This is a genomic window from Ferranicluibacter rubi (genome assembly GCF_011603255.1).
GTDB classification, from domain to species: Bacteria; Pseudomonadota; Alphaproteobacteria; order Rhizobiales; family Rhizobiaceae; genus Ferranicluibacter; species Ferranicluibacter rubi.
Map to the genome: position 1 here is coordinate 349,029 of NZ_JAANCM010000003.1, position 19,941 is coordinate 368,969.

Here is a 19,941-nt window from a genome sequence, read left to right on the forward strand (position 1 = left end):
GTCATTTGTCAACTTCCACTGTCTTATGTATTGACATATGCCATGACCTGTTGTCATTTGATCGAAAGGCGAGGAGGCCTCGGCAGTCATGGAATTTGGAACGACCGACACGGCGCAGAGCATGCGCCCGAACTGGACCGCACTGATCGACGATATCGTCGAGGGCAAATGGACGAACCCCGAGACGGGCAAGCTCGCCCGCGTTCCCTATGAGTCTATCGTCATCGACGAGAGCCTCGACGGCAGGGAGGCGGATCTGGTCGCGGGTCTCGGGCTCGGCGAGCGCTTCACGGTGGTGACCGATACGAATACGTGGGATGCGATGGGTTCCCGCGTGGCGAGCGCCTTGCGGGATCTCGGACCGGTCGAAACCGTTGTGCTCGACCATCCCCATGCGGACATGGGACATGCCGAAGACCTGCGCCAGAAACTGCATGGCGCGGATGCCGTCATCGCGGTCGGGTCCGGCACGATCAACGATCTCTGCAAGTTCGTCACGGCGAAGGCCGGAAAGCGCTATGCCGTGTTCGGCACGGCAGCTTCGATGAACGGCTACACCTCCACCACGGCATCCATGACGCTCGAAAGCGGGTTGAAGGTCTCCCTGCCCTCGCAGGGGCCGGCCGGCTTCTTCGTCGATCTCGGCGTCAGCGCCCGCGCGCCGCGGCACCTGTCGGCCTCCGGCTTTGCCGATTGCCTCGTGCGCTCCGTCGCGCAGGTCGACTGGTGGATGTCGCACAGGCTGCTGTCCACGCTCTACTCCGCCGTTCCCTACATCATCCAGGAGAAGGACGAGGAAGAGCTGAACGCCCGCGCGGCAGGGATTGCCGCAGGCGACATCGCGGCGAATGGCTATCTCCACCGCGTCCTGACGCTCTGCGGCCTTGGCGTCTCGTTTACCGGCATGTCCAATCACGGCTCGATGGGCGAGCATCAGATCTCCCACTACATCGACTGCTTTGCCGGTGAAGATCATCCCGGCACGCTGCATGGCCAGCAGGTCGGCGTGGCGACGCTGACCATGGCGCGGCTGCAGCGGCATTTTCTCGACAGCGAAACCGCACCGGTCATCCGCCCGACGCGGATCGACCCGGCCGATATGGCGCGGCGCATGGGGCCGGATATCGCGGCACAATGCTTCGAGGAGCTGAAGGGCAAGATCTTCGACGAGCGCGGCGCGGCCCGGATCAACGAAACATTCGCCGAACTCTGGCCGACCCTGCGCGGCGAGTTGAATGCCTTCGCGCTGCCCGTGGCCGAGATGGAAAGGCTTCTGTCGGACGCCGGAGGCCCGATGACATCGCAGGATCTCGGCCTTCCCGTCGCCCGCTATCGCGAGGCCGTGATCCACAGCCGCGAGATGCGCAACCGCTATTCCTTTCTCGATGTGGCGGCAGATGCCGGCATTCTCGCGGACTTCGCGGCCGGGGAGGCATGACGCGATGCGACCGATCCTGGACATGCCCATCGAGGCGGCGGCGCGGATCAGGGTGCTGTTCGCCGATATCGACGATACGTTGACGAATGACGGCCGGCTTCCGTCCTGCGCCTATGACGCGCTGGAGCGGCTGACCGCGGCCGGCATCGCGGTCGCCCCCATCACCGGCCGGCCTGCCGGATGGTGCGACATGATCGCCCGCATGTGGCCCGTCGCCGGTGTGGTCGGCGAGAACGGGGCCTTCTATTTCGCCTACGATGAAGAGCTGCGCCGCATGCACCGCGTCTTCGCCGTCGCCGATCAGCAGCGGGCAAGCGACCGGGAAAAGCTGCAGCACGTCAAGCAGCGGATCCTGCGCGAGGTTCCGGGTTCGGCCCTTTCGGCAGACCAGCTCTACCGCGAGGCGGACCTTGCCATCGATTTCTGCGAGGATATTCCAGCACTTGCCGTGTCCGATGTGGACCGGATCAAGAGCATTTTCGAGGAGGAGGGCGCCGTCGCCAAGGTGTCCTCGATCCATGTGAACGGATGGTATGGCGCTTACGACAAGCTGACCATGGCCCGCCGCTTCGCCGCCGATATCCTCGGTATCGATATCGACCGGGAGCAGGACGCGATCGTCTTCGTCGGCGACAGCCCGAACGACGCGCCGATGTTCGGTTTCTTTCCCAACGCCTGCGGCGTCGCCAATGTCCTGCAGTTCGACGGCCGCATGGAGGCGAACCCCACCTATGTGACAGTGGCACGCGGCGGCTACGGCTTCGTGGAAGTGGCCAACCATCTTCTGAACGCCGGCCCCCGGAGGAATGCGGCATGAGTGCGCCGGTGTTCGATCTCGTCGTGGTGGGCGGCGGCATCAACGGTGCCGGCATCGCGCGGGATGCGGCCGGCCGGGGCCTGAAGGTCCTGCTGGTCGAGCGGTCCGACCTCGGCTCGGCGACATCGTCGGCCTCGACCAAGCTCATCCATGGCGGACTTCGCTATCTGGAGCATTACGAATTCAAACTGGTGCGCCATGCGCTGGCCGAACGCGAGCGGCTATGGGCGATCGCACCGCACATCATCTGGCCGCTCCGCTTCGTGCTGCCGCACCGCAAGGGCCTGCGGCCGGCGTGGTTGCTGCGCCTCGGGCTCTTCCTCTATGATCATCTCGGCGGTCGCAAGCGCCTGCCGGCGACGGTGACGCGCCGCCTGCGCACCGATCCGGTCGGGCGACCCTTGCGCGATGTCTCCGGCATCGGCTTCGAATATTCGGACTGCTGGGTGCAGGACAATCGTCTCGTCGTGCTCAATGCAAGGGACGCGGCCGCGAACGGTGCCGACATTCGCGTGCAGACCGCGTGCATCGCGGCGCGGCGAGAGGCCGATCAGTGGCAGTTGACGCTTCAGGACGAGGAGACCGGCTCTCGCAGCGAGGTCCGCGCCCGCGCCGTGGTCAATGCCGCCGGCCCCTGGGTCGACAGCTTTCTCTCCGGCGTGGCGGGTGTCAACGCCAACGGACGGGCGCGGCTGGTACAGGGCTCCCATATCGTGGTGCCGAAGCTCTACGACCATGACCGGTGCTACATCTTCCAGAATCCGGACGGCCGCATTATCTTCGCCATTCCCTATGAGGATGATTTCACGCTGATCGGCACGACCGATCAGGACTATCGCGGCGACCCGAAAGACGTAAAGGCCTCGCCAGCGGAGATCGCCTATCTCGTCAAGGCCATTTCGTCCTATTTCCAGCGTCCGATCACCGAGGCAGACGTCGTCTGGACCTATTCCGGCGTGCGCTCGCTCTATGACGACGGCGCGGCGAATGCCCAGGAAACGACGCGCGACTACGTGTTGTCCCTCGATCACGGCCCCGGCCGGGCGCCGCTCCTGTCCGTCTTTGGCGGCAAGATCACCACCTATCGCTGCCTTGCGGAAGATGCGCTGGACAAGCTCGCCGTGGTGTTCCCCGACACGGGCGGCAAGCGCGGCTGGACGGCGACGCGGGCGTTGCCCGGCGGCGATTTCCCACCCGGCACGGCCGGAGACGTGGCGCGCGACCTTCGCCAGAGATACGGCTTCCTGTCGGAGCGCGAGGCGCAGCGTCTCGTGCGGCACTACGGGCTGGAGGCCCGCGACATTCTGGGCACCGCACGCAGCCGCGAGGATCTCGGCCGCGATTTCGGCGGTTCCTTGACGGAAAGTGAAGTCCTGTTTCTGATGGACCGGGAATATGCCCGCACGGCCGCCGACATCGTCTGGCGCCGGACGAAATCCGGGCTGCGCATGACACCGGATCAGATCGACGCGCTCGACGCCTTCATGGCGGAGAGACGCCGGCAGGCAGACGCTCCGAAGGCTGTGGCCAGCGGCTAGCACGAACGGCGATCGGTCCCGCGCCGGTCGAAAGGGACGTATCGAGATGCCGTTGGGAGAGAGCGGTGACCGATACGGGAAGAGCATGCGGCGCAGCTTGCGTCCGGTATCAGGGAGGAATGAAGCGCAATGTCCATTGCACAGGTGAAACGCATCGCGATCTCGGATTCGCCGTGGCCATGGCTGCTGCCGCTCGTCGCGCTGCTGGTGGTCTTCACCGTCTATCCGCTGATCTACAACATCTGGCTCAGCTTCCACGAATTCGTGCCCAAGCAGAGAGTGCTGAAATATGTCGGCATGGCCAACTGGATCCAGCTGGTCAATGACGGCCGGTTCTGGGGCGCGCTCGGCGTCACCTTCCTCTATTTCTTCATCGCCCTGACGGTCGAGATCATCCTCGGCATGTCCGTCGCCATGCTGCTCGATGCCGAACTGCCGGGCTTTGCCGCCCTGCGGGCCATCCTGTCGATGACGCTGGTCATCCCGCCCGCCATCGCCGGCATGATGTTCCTGCTGATGGAGGACTCGCAGTTCGGCGTGCTCTCCTACTTCCTCGGCCAGCTCGGATTGCTCGACAAATCGACGCCGATTCTTGGAACCTCGTCCCTTGCCCTTCTCGGCGTGCTCGTCGCGGAAATCTGGCAGTGGACGCCCTTCATGGTGCTGATCTTCATGGCGGGCCTGCGGTCGCTGCCGGCCGAGCCCTATGAGGCGGCATCCATCGACGGGGCGTCCTCGTTCCAGATGTTCCGCCGGCTGACCCTGCCGATGATGTCGCGGGTCATCGCGGTCGCCGTCCTTCTGCGCGGCATCGATCTGTTCCGGGTGTTCGACTACGTCTTTGTCATGACCTCGGGCGGGCCTGGAACCGCGACCTACACGGTCAGTCTCTATGCCTGGCAGCAGACATTCTCGTTCCTGAAATGGGGCTATGGCGCGACGCTGAGCCTGACGAGCCTCGTGATCGTCATGGTCATGGCCAACCTCTTCATCCGCGTCGCCAAGGTCAGGTGGTAACATGCATCAGAGCAAACTCGTCCGCACCGTTCGCACCATTGCCGGCTGGCTGGTGGTCGGCGCCTTCTTCTTCCCGATCTATTTCTGGACCTCGGTGGCCTTCCGCGACTCCAAGGACATCTTCAACTGGCCGCCGATCATCTTCAATTTCCAGCCGACGATGCGCAATTTTGAGCAGGTCTTCGGCATTTCCTTCGGCTTCGCCCGGCAGGACGCCGTCGCCCCCGGCGGTGGAAACTTCTACATGGCCCCGCGGCTGTGGGATTCCATCGTGGTCGCGTCGATGTCGACGGTGCTCGCCATCACGGTGGCGACCTTCGCCTCCTATGCGCTGTCCCGAATGAATTTTCGTGGCCGTCACCAGTTCGTCAACTGGGTGCTGTCGACGCGCATGATGCCGCCGGTGGCGGTCGCCATCCCGATGTTCTTCATCTTCAAGCAGTTCAACCTGCTCGACACCTATATCGGCGTGATCCTGATCCACGGGCTGATGAACCTGCCGCTGGCGGTGCTGCTGCTCAAAAGCTTCTTCGACGACATCCCCGCCGAGATCGACGAGAGCGCGCTTCTCGACGGCGCGTCCCGCTGGACGATCTTCCGGCGCGTCGTTCTGCCGATGGCCAAGGGCGGGATCGCGGCGACCGCCGTCCTCTGCTTCATCTTCTCGTGGACGGAATTCCTGTTCGTCCTCACGCTCACCCAGACGGGCCTGAAGACCGTGCCCGTGGTGTCGTCCACCTTCGTGACTTCGATCGGAACCGCCTGGGGCAATATGGCTGCCCTCGGTGCTGCTGCGATCGTGCCTGCCTTCTTCGTCGTCCTTCTGGTCCAGCGCCATCTGGTGCGGGGCCTGACCATGGGCTCGCTGAAGCAATGACTGCGGCGGGCCGGGAGGGCCTGCCGTTCGATCAACGACGTCCGTTGCCAATCCCGGCAGCGGAGATTGGAGGAGAGAACAGTGAAAGACAGCGATAGAAAATCATACCTGGCGTCCGTCACGGACCGTTTCGTGCGGGGCCAGATGGACCGACGCGCCTTCCTGCGCGCAACCAGCAAGCTGGGACTGGGCGCCGCAGCGCTCGGAATGGGCATGGGAAGCCGCCCCTTCATGCTGAACAAGGCTTTGGCCCAGGAAGAGATGCAGCCCTCGGCCGAGGTGATGGCCTGGCTGAAGGACGTCGGCAAACCCTTTGCTGGCACCACGCTGAAATTCGCCACGGAATCCACGCCGCCATCGAACGCGATCAACTCGCAACTGAAGAAGTATTTCGAGGAAGCGACGGGTATCAAGGTCGAGATCGAGGTCCTGCCGCTCGAACAGGTTCTCCAGAAGATGACGCTGGACGTGGCGTCCTCGCTCGGCACCTACGACCTCTATTACATCGACCAGAGCTGGGCCGCATCCTTCAGCCAGGACGTCTTCGATCCGCGCGAGCAGATCAAGGCCAAGGCCGACCTTGCCATGCCGAACTACAATATCGACGACTTCCTGCCGGCGCTGGTGGACGGGATTTCGAAATATCAGGATCGCTGGGTCGGCGTGCCCTACGACATCCCGATCTTCATCATGATCTACCGCCGGGATATCTACGAAAAGCTCGGCCTGAAGGCGCCAGCGACGTTTGAGGAGCTTTACACCAACTCCGCCACCATCACGAAGGAAATGGGGCCGGACACGTTCGGCTATGCCGGGCAGATGAAGTCCGGCCACTATGCGCTGGAATGCGAATGGACCTCGATGCTGTGGGGTCACGGCGGGTCGATCTTCAATGCGGACAAGACCTTTGTCGGCAATGACGAACGCGGCATCGCTGCCCTCGACTACTACACGAAGCTCAAGGACATCATGCCGCCGGGCGTCAACCAGTGGACATGGGACGGACAGGGACAGGCGGTCGCTCAAGGGGTTGCGGCATCCATGCTGTCCTGGGGCGAGTTCTTCCCCTTCTTTGACGATCCGACGCAGACCAAGGTTTCCGGCCTCTGCGAAGCCGTCATCCCGCCGCAGCCGATCTCCCTGCGCAAGCCGGAAGAATGCGGTTTCGGCGAAATTCCCGGCGTCGGCCATCAGGGCGGCTCGTCGCTGGCGGTCTCGCGTTACTCCAAGAACCCGGATGCCGCATGGCTGTTCATGCAGTGGGCGACCTGCGCCGACACGCAGGCACTGGTGACGACGCTGGGCGGCGGCACCGGCCCGACACGGGCGAGCGTCTATGACGATCCGCGCGTCAAGAGCCATGCCCGCGTGGGCGCCGGTACCACCCGGCACCTGCCGGTCGTACGGGAGACCATCGACAAGTACATGGGCTCCGAACCGGACCTGCCGGAATGGGCGCAGATCTCCTCCGACACGATCCCCGTGGCGCTCGGCAAGTATTTCTCGGGCAGCTACGGCTCGTCCAAGGAAGCGCTCGACGACATCAGCACCGGGATCGCGGCCGTCCTGAAGGGCTGAGCCTCGCCTTGAAACGAAGAGGTCGCGGCAATCCCGCGACCTCTTCCGAACATGATGACGCTCGACGCAGACCGACGGAGGAAACGATGATGGACAACAAACCCCTGATCGCCATTACGGGCGCGAGTTCCGGGATCGGCGAGGCCGTGGCCCGCGCCTTCTCGGAGGCCGGCCACCCGCTTCTCCTGATGGCGCGCAGGCTGGACCGCCTTGAGGCGCTCGACCTTCCCCGCACCGTGTTGCGCAAGGTCGATGTGCGCGACCGCGCAAGCCTTGCCGCCGCCGTCCGCGATGCGGAGGCAGAACACGGCCCGGTCGATCTGATGTTTGCCAATGCCGGCATCGCAAGGCTTGGCGACATCGCCACGCAGCCCCCCGAAGAGTGGGACGAGATGATCGACATCAACACCAAGGGCGTCATGAACAGCGTGCATGCCGTGCTGGCCGGCATGGTCGAGCGCAAGCAGGGCACGCTGGTGATGATGAGCTCGATCGCCGGGCGGAAGGTCTATCCCGACCACACCGTCTACTGCGGCACGAAGTTCTTCGTTCACGCGGTGTCGGAAAGCCTGCGCGCCTATCTCGCGCCCCACAATGTCCGTGTCGTCGTCGTGTCGCCCGGTATCGTCGACACCGAGGTCCTCGATCACGTCAACGATCTCCAGACGCTGGAAAACTACAAGTCGAACAAGGCGGCCATCGGCGGCGGCATTTCCGCCGATATCGTCGCTGGCCTGATCCTCGACGCCTATGCACTGCCGCAACGCGCCATCGTGCAGGAAATCGTCATCACGCCGACGCAGCAGACCTACTGAAAAGACGCCGTCCACCCACGGCCTATTATGGAGTACATTCAATGGCGACCGTCGAATACCAGCGCATAGGCAAGTCCTTCGGCGCCTTCACGATCATGCGCGACATCTCCTTCAAGATCGCGGATCAGGATTTCGTGGTGCTGCTCGGCCCGTCCGGCTGCGGCAAGACGACCCTGCTGCGCATGACGGCCGGGCTGGAAAGCGTCAGCGAGGGCGATTTGCTCATCGACGGCAACCGCGTCAACACGCTGCATCCGCGCGACCGGAATATCGCCATGGTGTTCCAGAACTACGCGCTCTATCCCACCATGAAGGTCTACGACAACATCTCCTTCAGCCTCGAGGTCGCCAAGATACCCCCGGCCGAGATCAAGCGCCGGGTGGAATGGGCGGCCGAGACGCTCAACCTCACGCCCTATCTCGACCGCTACCCCAAGGAGCTTTCCGGCGGGCAGCGTCAGCGCGTCGCCATGGGGCGGGCCATGGTGCGCGAAGCTGCGGTGTTCCTGTTCGACGAGCCGCTCTCGAACCTCGACGCCAAGCTGCGCGCCCATATGCGCACCGAGATCCGGCAGCTGCACAACCGGCTGAAGACCACCACCGTCTACGTGACGCACGACCAGATCGAGGCCATGACGATGGCCGACAAGATCGTGGTCATGCGCGCCGGCAAGATCGAGCAGATCGGCTCTCCCGACGAGGTCTACGACCGGCCGGCCAGCAAATACGTCGCCGACTTCATCGGCGCGTCCGCTATCAATTTCCTCCCCGGAACGGTCGTCGTGTCCGACGGCATGCCCGCCGTCGACACGGCGACCGGACGGGTGGTGCTGGAAACGACGACGACAGCCAGGCCCGGCGAGAAGGTCGTCATCGGCCTGCGTCCGACCGATGTCGTGGTCGATGGCGCGGGCGCGCTTTCGGCGAAATCCGTGCTTGTCGAGCGGCTCGGCCACGATGCCCAGCTCTTTTGCGACGGTGCCGATGGACGCTTCACGGTGTCGGTGGACAAGACCGCCCGCTTTGCCGAGGGCAGCGAGGTCCGCTTCTCCATCCCGCCGTCCAAGGTTCACGTCTTCAACGCCGAAACGGAAGCGCGCCTTTAGGCGCTGCGATCCATCACTTCCATCCCATTCCATCGTCTGCCGGCCTGCCCGATCGCGCCGGCACAGAAAGGACCGTCACCATGAGATCCCGCTGGTCGGATACCGAATTCAAAGCCGTCGTCGATGCCTATGTCGCAAAGGGCATCAATCGCGATCTCGCCATCCGCACCTATACGACGCGCCTTCTGGGGCAGGATCCCGAGCTGGTGCTGCATGGCGGTGGGAATACGTCGGTCAAGACCGTCTTCACGGAGATGGACGGAACTGAGATCGAGGTGCTCTGCGTCAAGGGCAGCGGCTGGGACATGGGCACGATCGAACCTCAGGGCCTGCCGGCCGTGCGGCTGGAGCCGCTGAAGGCCATGGTCGCGTTCGACACCCTGTCCGACGACGACATGGTGATGCTGCAGCGCCGCCTGCTGCTCGATCCCTCAGCCCCCAACCCATCGGTCGAGGCGATCTTGCACGGTCTCCTGCCGTTCAAGCATATCGACCACACCCATGCCAACGCCATCGTCTCCCTGACCAACCAGCCGAATGGCGAAGCGCTGGTGCGCGAGCTGTTTCCGAATGCCATCATTGTTCCCTATGTGATGCCCGGTTTCGATCTGGCTAAGGCCTGCGATGCCGCCTTCAAGGCCAATCCCGGCGGCGATGGCATGATCCTGCTCAAGCACGGCATCTTCACCTGGTCGGAAGATCCGCGCACGAGCTACGAGGACATGATCGCCAAGATCGATGCTGCGGAAAAGCGGATCGCCAAGGGGAACCCGAAGCCGTTCCGGGGCGTGACGCTGCCGCGAAAGATCGCCAGCGCGGCCGAGATCGCGCCCATCCTGCGCGGTGCGATCGCACTTTCCACGGAGGTGGAGGGCGCGCCTCGCCGGTTCGTGCTGGAGCACCGCTCGAGCGAAAAGATCCTCGATTTCTGCAATGCCGAGACTGTTTCGTCGCTGGTCCGGCGTGGAAACGCGACGCCCGAGCATGTCATCCACATCAAGCGCTTCGGCGTCGCCCTGCCGGCACCGGAGACGGGAACGCTGGATGCGTGGGCCGAGACCGTGACGGCGGCGGTCAAGGCCTATCAGGAGGAGTATAAAGCCTATTTCGAGCGCAACAACGCCCGCGTCGGCGGCGGCAAGCGCATGCTCGACCCGATGCCGCGGGTGTTCTACGTCGCAGGCGTCGGCCTCTTTGCAGCGGGGGCCGCCCGCAAGAACGCGCTGGTGGGCGCCGATGTCGCTGAAGCGACCATCGCCGTCATCACCAATGCCGAGGGCATCGACGCGTTCGAAGCGCTCTCCGAAGCGGATCTGTTCGATATCGAATACTGGTCGCTGGAGCAGGTGAAGCTAGCGAAATCGGTCGAAAAGCCGCTGACCCGACAGGTCGCCATCGTCACCGGCGGCGCGAGCGGTCTTGGCCTTGCGGTCGCCGAAGCCCTGAAGGCGGAGGGTGCCGAGATCGCGCTGTTCGACATTTCTCCGGAGGGTGTGGCGCGGGAGGCAAAACGCATCGGCGCATTCCCGGTCGTCTGCGACGTCACCGATCCGGATGGGGTGGATGCGGCCGTGGCGTCCGTCGCCGCGCATTTCGGCGGTGTCGATATCCTGATTTCCAATGCCGGCGCCGCCTTCCAGGGCAGCCTTCTCACCGTGTCGGAAGACACGTTCCGCAAGGCGTTCGACCTCAATTTCTGGGGACATCACTATATGGCGCGGGCCGTGGTGCGGGTGATGGAACAGCAGAAGACCGGCGGCGCGCTCGTCTTCAACGTCTCCAAACAGGCGGTCAATCCGGGCGCGGATTTCGGCCCCTACGGCACGTCGAAGGCCGCGCTGATGGCGCTGATGCGGCAATATGCGGTGGAGCACGGCGCGTCCGGCATCACCTCCAATGCCGTCAATGCGGACCGAATCCGCACCGGACTGATGACCGACGAGATGGTGGCGGCCCGTAGCAAGGCGCGCGGCGTCACGCCGGAAGCCTATCTCTCGGCGAACCTTGTCGGCCGCGAGGTCACGGCCGCCGATGTCGCAGCCGCCTTCGTGCACCTGGCCAAGGCGCGGACCTCAAGCGGCGCCGTCATCACGGTCGACGGCGGCAACGTCGCCGCCATGATGCGCTGACGCAGCCAACCCATCGCAGGAGAAAAGGTCCATGGCCAATATTCTGATTCTGGGGGCCGGCGTCATGGGAACGGCACTGGCCGTGCCCGCCAGCGACAACGGCCACGCGGTCGTTCTCTCGGGGACGCCGCTCGACGACGCAGTCGTCGCGCGGATGCAGGCACCGGGCGGAACACATCCCAAACTCGACGCGCCGCTGCCCGGCACCGTCCGCGTCATCGCGGACGCAGCCCTGACAGCGGAGGATACAGACAAGGCCGACCTGATCGTCGTCGGCGTCAGCAGTCCCGGCATCACCTGGGCGGTCGACAGGCTGAACGAACTGCTGCGCCGGGAGACGACGGTCGCCTTCGTGACCAAGGGCCTTGATCGCAGGGACGGCGCCGTCGTGACCTTCGCCGAAACCGTGCCGGAGCGCATCAACCGCCTTGGCACCTTCATCGGCATCGGCGGCCCCTGCATCGCCCGCGAACTTGCGCTGCGCCTGCCGACAGCGAGTGTCTATGCCGCGCGGAATGAGGCCGCAGCGAAGCGAGCGGCAGCCCTCTTCCGCACGCCCTATTACCGCCTCGCCGTCAGCGACGACCTGACCGGGGTCGAGGCCTGCGCCGCCCTGAAAAATTTCTTCGCCATCGGCGTCAGCGCCATGCAGACCCGCTATCCCGACGCGCTTCGTGCGGACGGGCAGTCTAAGAACCCGACCGCTGCCGCCTTCACCCAGGCCGTCCACGAAATGGCCATGCTGTGCGAGATGGTCGGCGGAGCGCGCTCCACCGCCTTCGACCTCGCCGGTCTGGGCGATCTGCACGTCACCGTCGGCGGCGGACGAAACAGCCGGCTTGGCCACAGCCTTGGCCGAAAGCGGAATGTCGAGGAAGCCATGACACAGGAACTCGCCAACGAGACGGTGGAAGGCATCGATACCGCCCGCGTCGTCGCATCGCTGCTTCACGGTATGGGCCGTGATTCCGTGAGATTCCCTCTCACCAAGGCGATCATCGACGCCGTTCTTGGCAAGACACTGTTCGAGTTCGATTTTGAGAAACTCTACCTGCCAGCGAACGCCGGCTGATGCCGCGGTCGGTACGCGGATCTGATCTTGTTACAGCGCCGCGCGTCATATCAGACGCACGGCGCTTTAGCGCTCTGGACCTGCTGCATGATCCGAACAGGTGCTACCCCGGGATTAATCGTCGAAGACGGGCAGTGCTGCAGCCTTCGCCGCATCGAGATCGACGACCAGACGCAGGCCATCCTGCTTGAGGCCGGAGAGTGGCACGACGCGGTTTTCGCGGCCGAGTCCTGAATTGTTGTCGAAATCGATCACAACGCCCGTGGCAACAGACGAATCCGCCCCAACGACATCTTCGATCTCGCCGATGCGCTGGCCTGCCGTGTTGTAGACGTGCATGCCTTCGAGATCGTCGGCGGTCACATTCAGGCCGGGCAGCACCGTCGCGTCGGCCACCTTAACCAAAGCGGGCGTCTGCGCGATCGCCGCCGTACCCGTGAGGGCGACCAGAGCGGAGGTGGCGATAAATGTGGTAAATCGGGTCATTTCTGTACTCCATTCCTGTCACTGTCCCGACCGATGGCCGGGCAGACCATTGTGTGCTCGCCTCAGACGAGGAGAAAATCGCTGGCCTTCAGGTCGGCAAGCCGCATGTCTTCGAGATGAAGTTCGTGCTGGCCAAAATCGATGATGACATCGTCGCCACCGTCGGTGGAGCGTGCCAGCGCGAGAATGTCGTCGAAACTGGCGACGCCGAGCGACTTGGAGATTTGCAGCCGATCGACGCCCGACTGGAAATCCTCGATCTCGGTGATGCCTGACTTGAAGATGAAGGTATCGGAGCCGCGACCGCCGCTCAGCTCATTGAAGCCGGCGCCGCCGTCGAGGATGTCGTTGCCGGTACCCCCTTCGATCTCGTCGTTTCCGGCGCCGCCTTCGAGACGGTCATTCCCGGCGCCGCCCTCAAGATCGTCATTGCCGGCCTCTCCATAGAGACGGTCGTTACCGGCGCCGCCGTCGATCTCGTCGTGGCCGTTTCCACCGTAGAGGCTATCATTGCCATTGCCGCCATACAGGTCGTCATTGCCGTTCTTGCCGAACAGCTGATCGTTTCCGTCAAGACCGTAGAGCTTGTCGTTTGTATTCGTGCCGTTGATGAGGTCGGCCTTGCTGGTGCCTTTGCGCGTGACCATGATCGTCTCCCTTGGCTGTGTCCGACACGGTCTGTTCAGCCGATGACGGCTGCCGGTGTCGTTGGTACGGAACGATAATGCACGAGGTCGCCTCTCCTGCCCTGACAGGCTTTGTCAACATTCTGTCAGCTTGGGCGTGGTAGTGCGCGGGATGTTCCATCTTCACCGAATGTCCCGTTTCGCCGCGGCCGTAACATTTTCCGTCCTGTTTCTCGCAGCGCCTGCGATTTCGGATGACGGCGACGATCTGCTGGACCAGGAAGCGGCGCGGCAGGCGCTGGCCGAAGGTCGCGTCCGTCCGCTGGAGGACATCATCGCGCATGTGCGAAAGACGATCAAAGGCGACATCATCGAAATCGAATTCGAGCGTGACAATGGCCGCTTCGTCTATGAACTGGAAATTCTGCAGGAAACGGGCCAGCTCCTCGAAATCGTCGTCGATGCCCGAACTCTGGAAATTCTGCCCTAAAGCGTCTTTGTGTTGATGCATGTCGTCCTCCCGAAACCGCTGCACACTTTCGGGCGACATGCATTAGATGAACGGAAACGGGCAAAAGCCTCGGGATACGATCGGAGGAGTTTCATGCGTAGGGATCGAACAGGCTGATGCGGTTGCTTGTCGTGGAAGATGACAGGCGGATCTGCGAAGATCTGGTCGGCGTGCTCACGGGCGCCGGCTTCGTCGTCGATCTCGCCCATGATGGCGACGATGCGTGGTTCAAGGGCGATACCGAGGATTACGGCATGGTGGTCCTCGACCTCGGATTGCCGAAGCTTGATGGAATAAGCGTGTTGAAGCGCTGGCGCGCTAACGGACGTCACATGCCTGTTCTGGTTCTGACGGCGCGGGGAAGCTGGGCGGAGCGTGTCGAGGGTATCGATGCCGGGGCCGACGACTACCTGCCCAAGCCCTTCCAGTTCGAGGAACTGCTCGCGCGCGTGCGGGCGCTGATCCGCCGCTCGGTCGGTCATGGCGCAGCGACGCTCGACATCGGCGAGCTGACGATCGACACCCGCACGATGCGTGTCCTCGTCTCCAACAAGCCCGCCCGGCTCACACCGCTGGAATACCGTCTTGTCAGCTACCTCGCGCATCACAAGGGCCGGACGGTTCCGATCATGGAGCTTCAGGATCATGTCTATGGCGATGATTTCTCACGCGATGCCAACGCGCTGGAAGCCGTCGTCGCGCGCCTGCGCAAGAAGCTCGGCAGCGAAGCGATCACGACCAGACGCGGCTTTGGCTATATGATGGGCGGAGATGCGGAATGACCCGGCATTCGCTGCGCCTGCGCCTTGCGCTTGCGGGTGCGGCCTCCGTAGCACTCGCGCTCATCGTAGCCTTTCTCGGCCTGTCGCTGCTGTTCGAGCGGCATGTCGAGCGCCGGATCGTGGAGGAACTCAAGCTCCACCTTGATCAGGTTATCGCCGGACTCGATCGTGATCCCGCCGGTCGTCTCGACGTGACGCGCCCGCCAGCGGACCCGCGATTCCAGCGGCCTCTTTCAGGTCTCTACTGGTCGATCGAATATGACGACACCCGGCGCCAGTCCCGGTCGCTCTGGGACCAGACGCTGGCTCTTCCGGCATTGGTTCCGGGAGAGCCGAAGCAGTCGCTCGTCCAGGGCCCGGCCGATACCCGACTTCTGATGCTTGCGCGCCGGATCGTGACCGGTCCAAACCTCGGCGCGCAGACGGTCCTCGCCGCGGTCGCAATCGACAGGCAGGAGATCGAGCGCGCCACGGCCGACTTTCGCCGTGACCTCGCGCCGCTGCTCGTGATCCTTGCCGTTCTTCTGTGCCTTGCCAGTTTCGCGCAGATCGTCGTCGGCCTGAGGCCGCTGAAGGTGTTGCGGAACCGCATCGCCGCCATTCGCACCGGCGAAGCAAAGCGCCTCGGCAGTGGCTTTCCCGATGAGGTGCTGCCACTGACAGTCGAAGTCGATGGTCTGCTTGCCTCGCGGGAAGAGCAACTGGAAAAGGCGCGTGAGCGTGCGGCCGATCTCGCACATGGCTTCAAGACGCCTCTGCAGGCGCTCACCGGCGATGTGCTGCATCTGCGCGAGGCCGGCATGGCGAAAGCCGCCGACGACATCGAAAGCGTAATCCTCGGCATGCGCAGGTTGGTGGACCAGGAAATGGTGCGGGCGAGAATGGCAGGTCGCGACGTCACGGCACGCGCCAGTCTCGCCGACGTCGCCGACCGCGTCATCAGCGTTCTCAGCCGCACGCCGCAAGGCGACGCCATCGACTGGCACAACGGCTTGTCGGCAACCGACTGTGTCCGTCTGGACGCAGGAGACCTTGCCGAATTGCTGGGGAATATCCTCGAAAACGCGGCGCGATATGCGGAGGAAAGTGTGACGCTTCAAGCCGAGCGCATGGGCGACCGGATCCGCCTCTCGATCCGAGACGACGGCCCAGGCATCCCGGAAGACAAACTTTCCTATGTCCTGCGCCGTGGAGAAAGGCTGGACACGACCAGCGCTGGCGCAGGCCTTGGCTTTTCCATCGCGCAGAACATCGTGGAAGCCGCGCATGGCTCGATTTTGCTTAGGAATGCATCACCCGGGCTTGAAGTCATTGTCGAACTTCCCACTGCCGATGAACGGTTGCTTCCATAATATCGCCGGCGTGAGCTTCCGTGCGACAGTCGTGATGTAGCCTGGCTAGCGTAGTCTACCTTGAGACCACGACCAGCTTGGGGAGTTGCCTGATCGGCCGAAGGCTCGTGGCGGGTGCGGGGCGGCCGACATAGTAGCCCTGCATCAGGTCGATCTTCAGGCGGTGCATGAGCGCGAAATGCTCTTCCGTCTCGACGCCTTCGACAAGGATCGTTGCCCCCCGATTGCGCGCCAGCCGCAGGATATCGTCGAGCATGGCGCAGCCGCGCTGGGTGTCGCAATCGTGCAGAAAGGATTTGTCGATCTTGATGCAATCGAAATCGATAAGGCGAAGCCAGGAGAGGCCGGCAAAGCCCGTGCCGAAATCATCCAGCCAGATCTTGATGCCGAGGGCGCGCAGGTCGCTGATGCAGCGTAGCAGGCTCGAATGGATCTCCATGTCCTGCCCCTCGGTGATCTCGAAGGCGAGGCGATCGCCGGTGAGGCAGAACTCGTCCAGCGTCCGTGCCACGAAGGCGACGAAACCGGGCGTCTTCAGCTGCAGCGGTGAGACGTTGACGCTGGCAACGGGCGCGAGATTGGTCACCAGCAGCTCCTCGCAGACGCGACGCAGAGCCCACTGCCCGAGATTGACGATCGCACCGGACCGCTCGGCCGCCGGGATGAACAGCGAGGGGGAGATGAAGGCGCCATCCGACATCTTCAGCCGCATCAGGGCTTCATAGGCATATGTCTTGCCCGTCGCCACGTCCTGCAGTGGCTGGTAGACCATGGACACGAGGCCTTGCGGTACGGCGATCTTCAGCAAGGCGGCAATGTTTTCGCCGTCGTCGCGATTGTTCGGATCGTTAATATGGAACAGCTTGACGCAGTTGCGGCCGGAAGCCTTGGCGCTGTAGAGCGCGCGATCCGCCTGGTGGATCACCTTCTCGACCTTGGAAAGGTTTCGGTCCGCGGTAAAGGCCGCACCGACACTGACCGTAACCTTCGACGTTCCATCCCGTCGCTGCTCGTGCAGGAGACCGAGATCCTCGACCGTTTGGCGAATGGCTTCGCAGAGTTCGGCGGTCTGCTGCTCGGATGCCACGTGCGCAAGCAGGATGAACTCCTCACCACCGAACCGGCCGACAGAGGCCTTGTGCTCCTCGGCAAACGCACGCAAGGCCTGGGCGACCAGTACCAGACACTTGTCGCCTTCGAGATGACCGTAATAGTCGTTGTATCGTTTGAAGAAATCGACATCGACCAGAATCACGGCAAAGGTGCGCCCGGCCTGCTGCCAGTCTCGCCAGAAATCACGCAGACGATTGTCGATCGCGCGCCGGTTGGCAAGGCCCGTGAGGGGATCGGTATGGGACAACCGCAACAAGGCCTCGCCACGCTCGGCCGCCTGTCGATGCTGGGCTTTCGCTTCCAGAGCGTTGAGGAACACGTTGTAGCGCTCGAGGTTCAGCTTCCAGTTCACATAGGAGGTAAAGATGAAGCAGGAGAGGCAGAAGAGACCGAACGTGAACTTGTAGCTGTATCCGACATTCGGAAACCAGACGAGGCCGGCCAGAAAGATCAGCACGATGATGCCTGAGGCGACGACGGAGATCCGGAACGGGAAATTGAAGAACAGGTTCACGCTCATCATGAAGATAGCGCCGAACACCATGTAATAGGACATGACGACCGAGTGTTCGCTCATCATGCTCGGTATGAGCCAGCCGGAATAGGCGAAGATCAGCGCAATCGCCGCCGTGCTATCGACGGCGTCGGCCGTGGACGACCGCCGCATCTGCAATTCCAGCGCGATCAACATGATGATGGAAATCGTGAAACGCGCGCCGACGACATACGGCGCGACGTCGCCGATCAGGAGAATGTCGCTGATCGAGAAGACGAGATAGACGAACACGGCAGCCCAAAGCCCACGGCGCGTCGACTGCTTGTGCGCATTCTCGCCATGACGCTTGTAAAGCTCGCGAAGGGTTACCTTCGGTTGCTGCAGCGGATCTCTCGACGCGCCGAACTCGATGGTGTCGGTCGACTTGTGCATCATGCACTCTCCACCGCTTTCATTGCTGTGCCGAAGTTATGCACCGGTACTCGGCGACCAGGCCCTCGAATAGAAGATCCCGACAAACCGTTTCAATGTTTTATCACGCTTACAAATGCCGCGGCAAACATTAGCGAAAACGGCTTAACACTTCCTTTCCACAGGCCTGAACGCCTGTGCCGTAGCGGGGCATGTGTGCCATTAACCAACAAATCGAAACGTCCATGCATTTCCAGACAATTTGAGTCATCTCTTACGCGTCTTGTTAACCCAATGGTAACCAAAGGACGTAGCGTGAAGAACCCACTCGCCGCTTTTGACGGGCAAAGCCTGATCACCCCGACCGCTGTCAACAGAGAGGTTTTCCCCAGCGGAGCCCCTGCCGACGAACGGCAACTTCGGATCGCCAGAGACGAATTGACGCTGATATTGCAGGTCGCCTCGCAGCAAATTCAGGCAGACCGTAGCCCCGATCAGATCATCGATCGCCTGATCCGCTCCCTTCACGAGAGCCGCGAAAAATACCGGGCGGTCTGGCCGGACCTCATTCCCATGGTCCAGGATCATCCCGTGGCCGCCTACTTCCACAACGACCCGTTCACCCGCTGGTCGTTCGAAAAGCCGCGCGGCTATTCCGGAGATGCGAGCCTGATCGACTTCATCTACGGCCACCCGGATATCGCAGCCGACGTCGAGCGCGCCTCGCCGCTCGGGCGTACACTCTACGAATACACGCGCAACGCCCCTTCCGCCGTGGCCGTGCGGGAACGTCGCGATCTTCTGACCCGCACCGTCGATGAAACCGCTGCCAAAGTGGGACCGGAAACGGAAGTGCTCGCGGTTGCGGCAGGGCATCTCCGCGAGGCCGAGACATCCCGCGCTCTACGTGAGGGCGGGATCAAGCGATGGGTGGCGCTCGACCAGGACCCTCTAAGCGTCGGCCGCACCATGCGCGACTTCAACGGAACACCGATCGACGCGATGGACGGCTCGGTGCGCGGCCTTCTGAAGAATGCCTACAGTCTTCGGCAGTTCGACCTGATCTATGCGGCAGGCCTCTACGACTACCTGGCCGACAAGGTCGCCGTGAAGCTGACGCAGACGTGCCTTTCGATGCTGAAGCCCGGCGGAATGTTCCTGTTCGCCAACTTCTCCACGGAAGTTCCCGATGACGGCTACATGGAGACGATGATGAACTGGACGCTTCTCCTGCGGTCGCAGTCGGAGATGTGGTCGATCATCGAGGCGAGCCTTGAAGGACAGCCGGCGGAGAAGAACGTCTTCTTCGGCGCGAACCGCAACATTATCTACGGCACCATCCGTAAGCCGTAATAAGCGGCCCCGGCACGCTTCTCGTTCGGCCGCTTGTGCGGCCGAATTTGTGGCCAAAACTGCAGCTTGTGACAAAACGAAAAACTGCCGACGTCGTGAAACTCTTTTCGATCCGTCTTCGTCTTCCTCCACTTGGTCCGGAGGAAAAATGCATATTACGAGAGCGCAGTGGCTCAGTTTGGCGTCGGAACGACACTCTATCAGGCACATCTACAGCCTATGCCTGCTCGTTCGCGGTGGCGATATCTTCAGCTACAAGGAGCGCCACCTGGCAGGTCGCCTCATTCAGAAGCTGGACGGCATCGTGCATCTGGCGATGACGGCGAGCGAAGATGCGAAGGCCATCGCAGACAATTTCTCGCTGTTGGAAACCCAAGTCGCCAAGCGACTGGAACGCTTCCAGCCGCCGCGGCGATGACTGGGC

At 62.9% G+C, this 19,941-nt stretch carries 18 protein-coding genes; 15 read left to right on the forward strand and 3 right to left on the reverse strand.

The features are described from left to right. Positions 1-88: 88 nt before the first annotated feature. From G8E10_RS08310 to G8E10_RS08355, 10 genes are all read left to right on the forward strand, one after another. Positions 89-1,438, forward strand: a complete 1,350-nt coding sequence (locus G8E10_RS08310; RefSeq protein ID WP_110801607.1) for an iron-containing alcohol dehydrogenase — start codon at positions 89-91, stop codon at positions 1,436-1,438. 4 nt (positions 1,439-1,442) lie between these two features. Further along, complete coding sequence (locus G8E10_RS08315; protein WP_110801606.1) at positions 1,443-2,255, forward strand: HAD family hydrolase; 813 nt, start codon at positions 1,443-1,445, stop codon at positions 2,253-2,255. After that, positions 2,252-3,793, forward strand: coding sequence for a glycerol-3-phosphate dehydrogenase (gene glpD / locus G8E10_RS08320; RefSeq protein WP_110801605.1), 1,542 nt, complete (start codon positions 2,252-2,254; stop codon positions 3,791-3,793). The genes G8E10_RS08315 and glpD overlap by 4 nt, the downstream gene beginning before the upstream one ends. A 129-nt stretch (positions 3,794-3,922) precedes the next feature. Beyond that, complete coding sequence (locus tag G8E10_RS08325) at positions 3,923-4,810, forward strand: carbohydrate ABC transporter permease (protein WP_110729429.1); 888 nt, start codon at positions 3,923-3,925, stop codon at positions 4,808-4,810. 1 nt (position 4,811) lies between these two features. Continuing rightward, a complete protein-coding gene (locus G8E10_RS08330) occupies positions 4,812-5,687 on the forward strand; it encodes a carbohydrate ABC transporter permease (RefSeq protein WP_110801604.1) in 876 nt (291 codons plus the stop codon). Positions 5,688-5,768: 81 nt separating this feature from the next. Beyond that, entirely contained in the window at positions 5,769-7,265 is a 1,497-nt protein-coding gene (locus G8E10_RS08335) for an ABC transporter substrate-binding protein (protein ID WP_110801603.1), read from the forward strand. An 89-nt stretch (positions 7,266-7,354) separates the two neighbouring features. After that, positions 7,355-8,080 (forward strand): SDR family oxidoreductase, encoded by a 726-nt coding sequence (locus G8E10_RS08340; RefSeq protein ID WP_110801602.1) that lies wholly within the window; start codon positions 7,355-7,357, stop codon positions 8,078-8,080. A gap of 41 nt (positions 8,081-8,121) precedes the next feature. Further along, complete coding sequence (locus G8E10_RS08345; RefSeq protein WP_110801601.1) at positions 8,122-9,186, forward strand: ABC transporter ATP-binding protein; 1,065 nt, start codon at positions 8,122-8,124, stop codon at positions 9,184-9,186. A gap of 80 nt (positions 9,187-9,266) precedes the next feature. Next, positions 9,267-11,315: a bifunctional aldolase/short-chain dehydrogenase gene (locus G8E10_RS08350; protein WP_110801600.1), complete on the forward strand. Its 2,049-nt coding sequence runs from the start codon at positions 9,267-9,269 to the stop codon at positions 11,313-11,315. 31 nt (positions 11,316-11,346) lie between these two features. Then, the gene (locus G8E10_RS08355) at positions 11,347-12,387 is read left to right on the forward strand and encodes a glycerol-3-phosphate dehydrogenase (RefSeq protein ID WP_110801599.1); all 1,041 of its coding nucleotides are present in this window, start codon (positions 11,347-11,349) and stop codon (positions 12,385-12,387) included. Positions 12,388-12,501: 114 nt separating this feature from the next. Here G8E10_RS08355 and G8E10_RS08360 read toward each other — a convergent pair whose 3' ends face one another. Continuing rightward, on the reverse strand, positions 12,502-12,873 hold the full coding sequence (locus tag G8E10_RS08360; protein ID WP_110801598.1) for a PRC-barrel domain-containing protein: 372 nt from the start codon (positions 12,871-12,873) through the stop codon (positions 12,502-12,504). A 62-nt stretch (positions 12,874-12,935) separates the two neighbouring features. After that, positions 12,936-13,520, reverse strand: a complete 585-nt coding sequence (locus G8E10_RS08365) for a calcium-binding protein (RefSeq protein ID WP_110801597.1) — start codon at positions 13,518-13,520, stop codon at positions 12,936-12,938. Between the two features lie 169 nt (positions 13,521-13,689). Between G8E10_RS08365 and G8E10_RS08370 the strand changes: the two genes are divergently transcribed. From G8E10_RS08370 to G8E10_RS08380, 3 genes are all read left to right on the forward strand, one after another. Beyond that, positions 13,690-13,989, forward strand: a complete 300-nt coding sequence (locus G8E10_RS08370; RefSeq protein WP_165910633.1) for a PepSY domain-containing protein — start codon at positions 13,690-13,692, stop codon at positions 13,987-13,989. A gap of 137 nt (positions 13,990-14,126) precedes the next feature. Further along, positions 14,127-14,792 (forward strand): response regulator transcription factor, encoded by a 666-nt coding sequence (locus tag G8E10_RS08375; RefSeq protein WP_110807792.1) that lies wholly within the window; start codon positions 14,127-14,129, stop codon positions 14,790-14,792. Beyond that, positions 14,789-16,144, forward strand: a complete 1,356-nt coding sequence (locus G8E10_RS08380; protein WP_110801594.1) for a sensor histidine kinase — start codon at positions 14,789-14,791, stop codon at positions 16,142-16,144. The genes G8E10_RS08375 and G8E10_RS08380 overlap by 4 nt, the downstream gene beginning before the upstream one ends. Positions 16,145-16,199: 55 nt before the next feature. Here the strand turns inward: G8E10_RS08380 and G8E10_RS08385 are convergent, their stop codons facing one another. Further along, positions 16,200-18,188, reverse strand: coding sequence for a putative bifunctional diguanylate cyclase/phosphodiesterase (locus tag G8E10_RS08385; RefSeq protein WP_110801593.1), 1,989 nt, complete (start codon positions 18,186-18,188; stop codon positions 16,200-16,202). Between the two features lie 270 nt (positions 18,189-18,458). Here G8E10_RS08385 and G8E10_RS08390 point away from each other — a divergent pair, with 270 nt between their 5' ends. Continuing rightward, a complete protein-coding gene (locus G8E10_RS08390) occupies positions 18,459-19,517 on the forward strand; it encodes a class I SAM-dependent methyltransferase (RefSeq protein WP_110801592.1) in 1,059 nt (352 codons plus the stop codon). A 148-nt stretch (positions 19,518-19,665) separates the two neighbouring features. Continuing rightward, positions 19,666-19,935 (forward strand): hypothetical protein, encoded by a 270-nt coding sequence (locus G8E10_RS08395; protein ID WP_132665013.1) that lies wholly within the window; start codon positions 19,666-19,668, stop codon positions 19,933-19,935. Positions 19,936-19,941 lie beyond the last annotated feature (6 nt).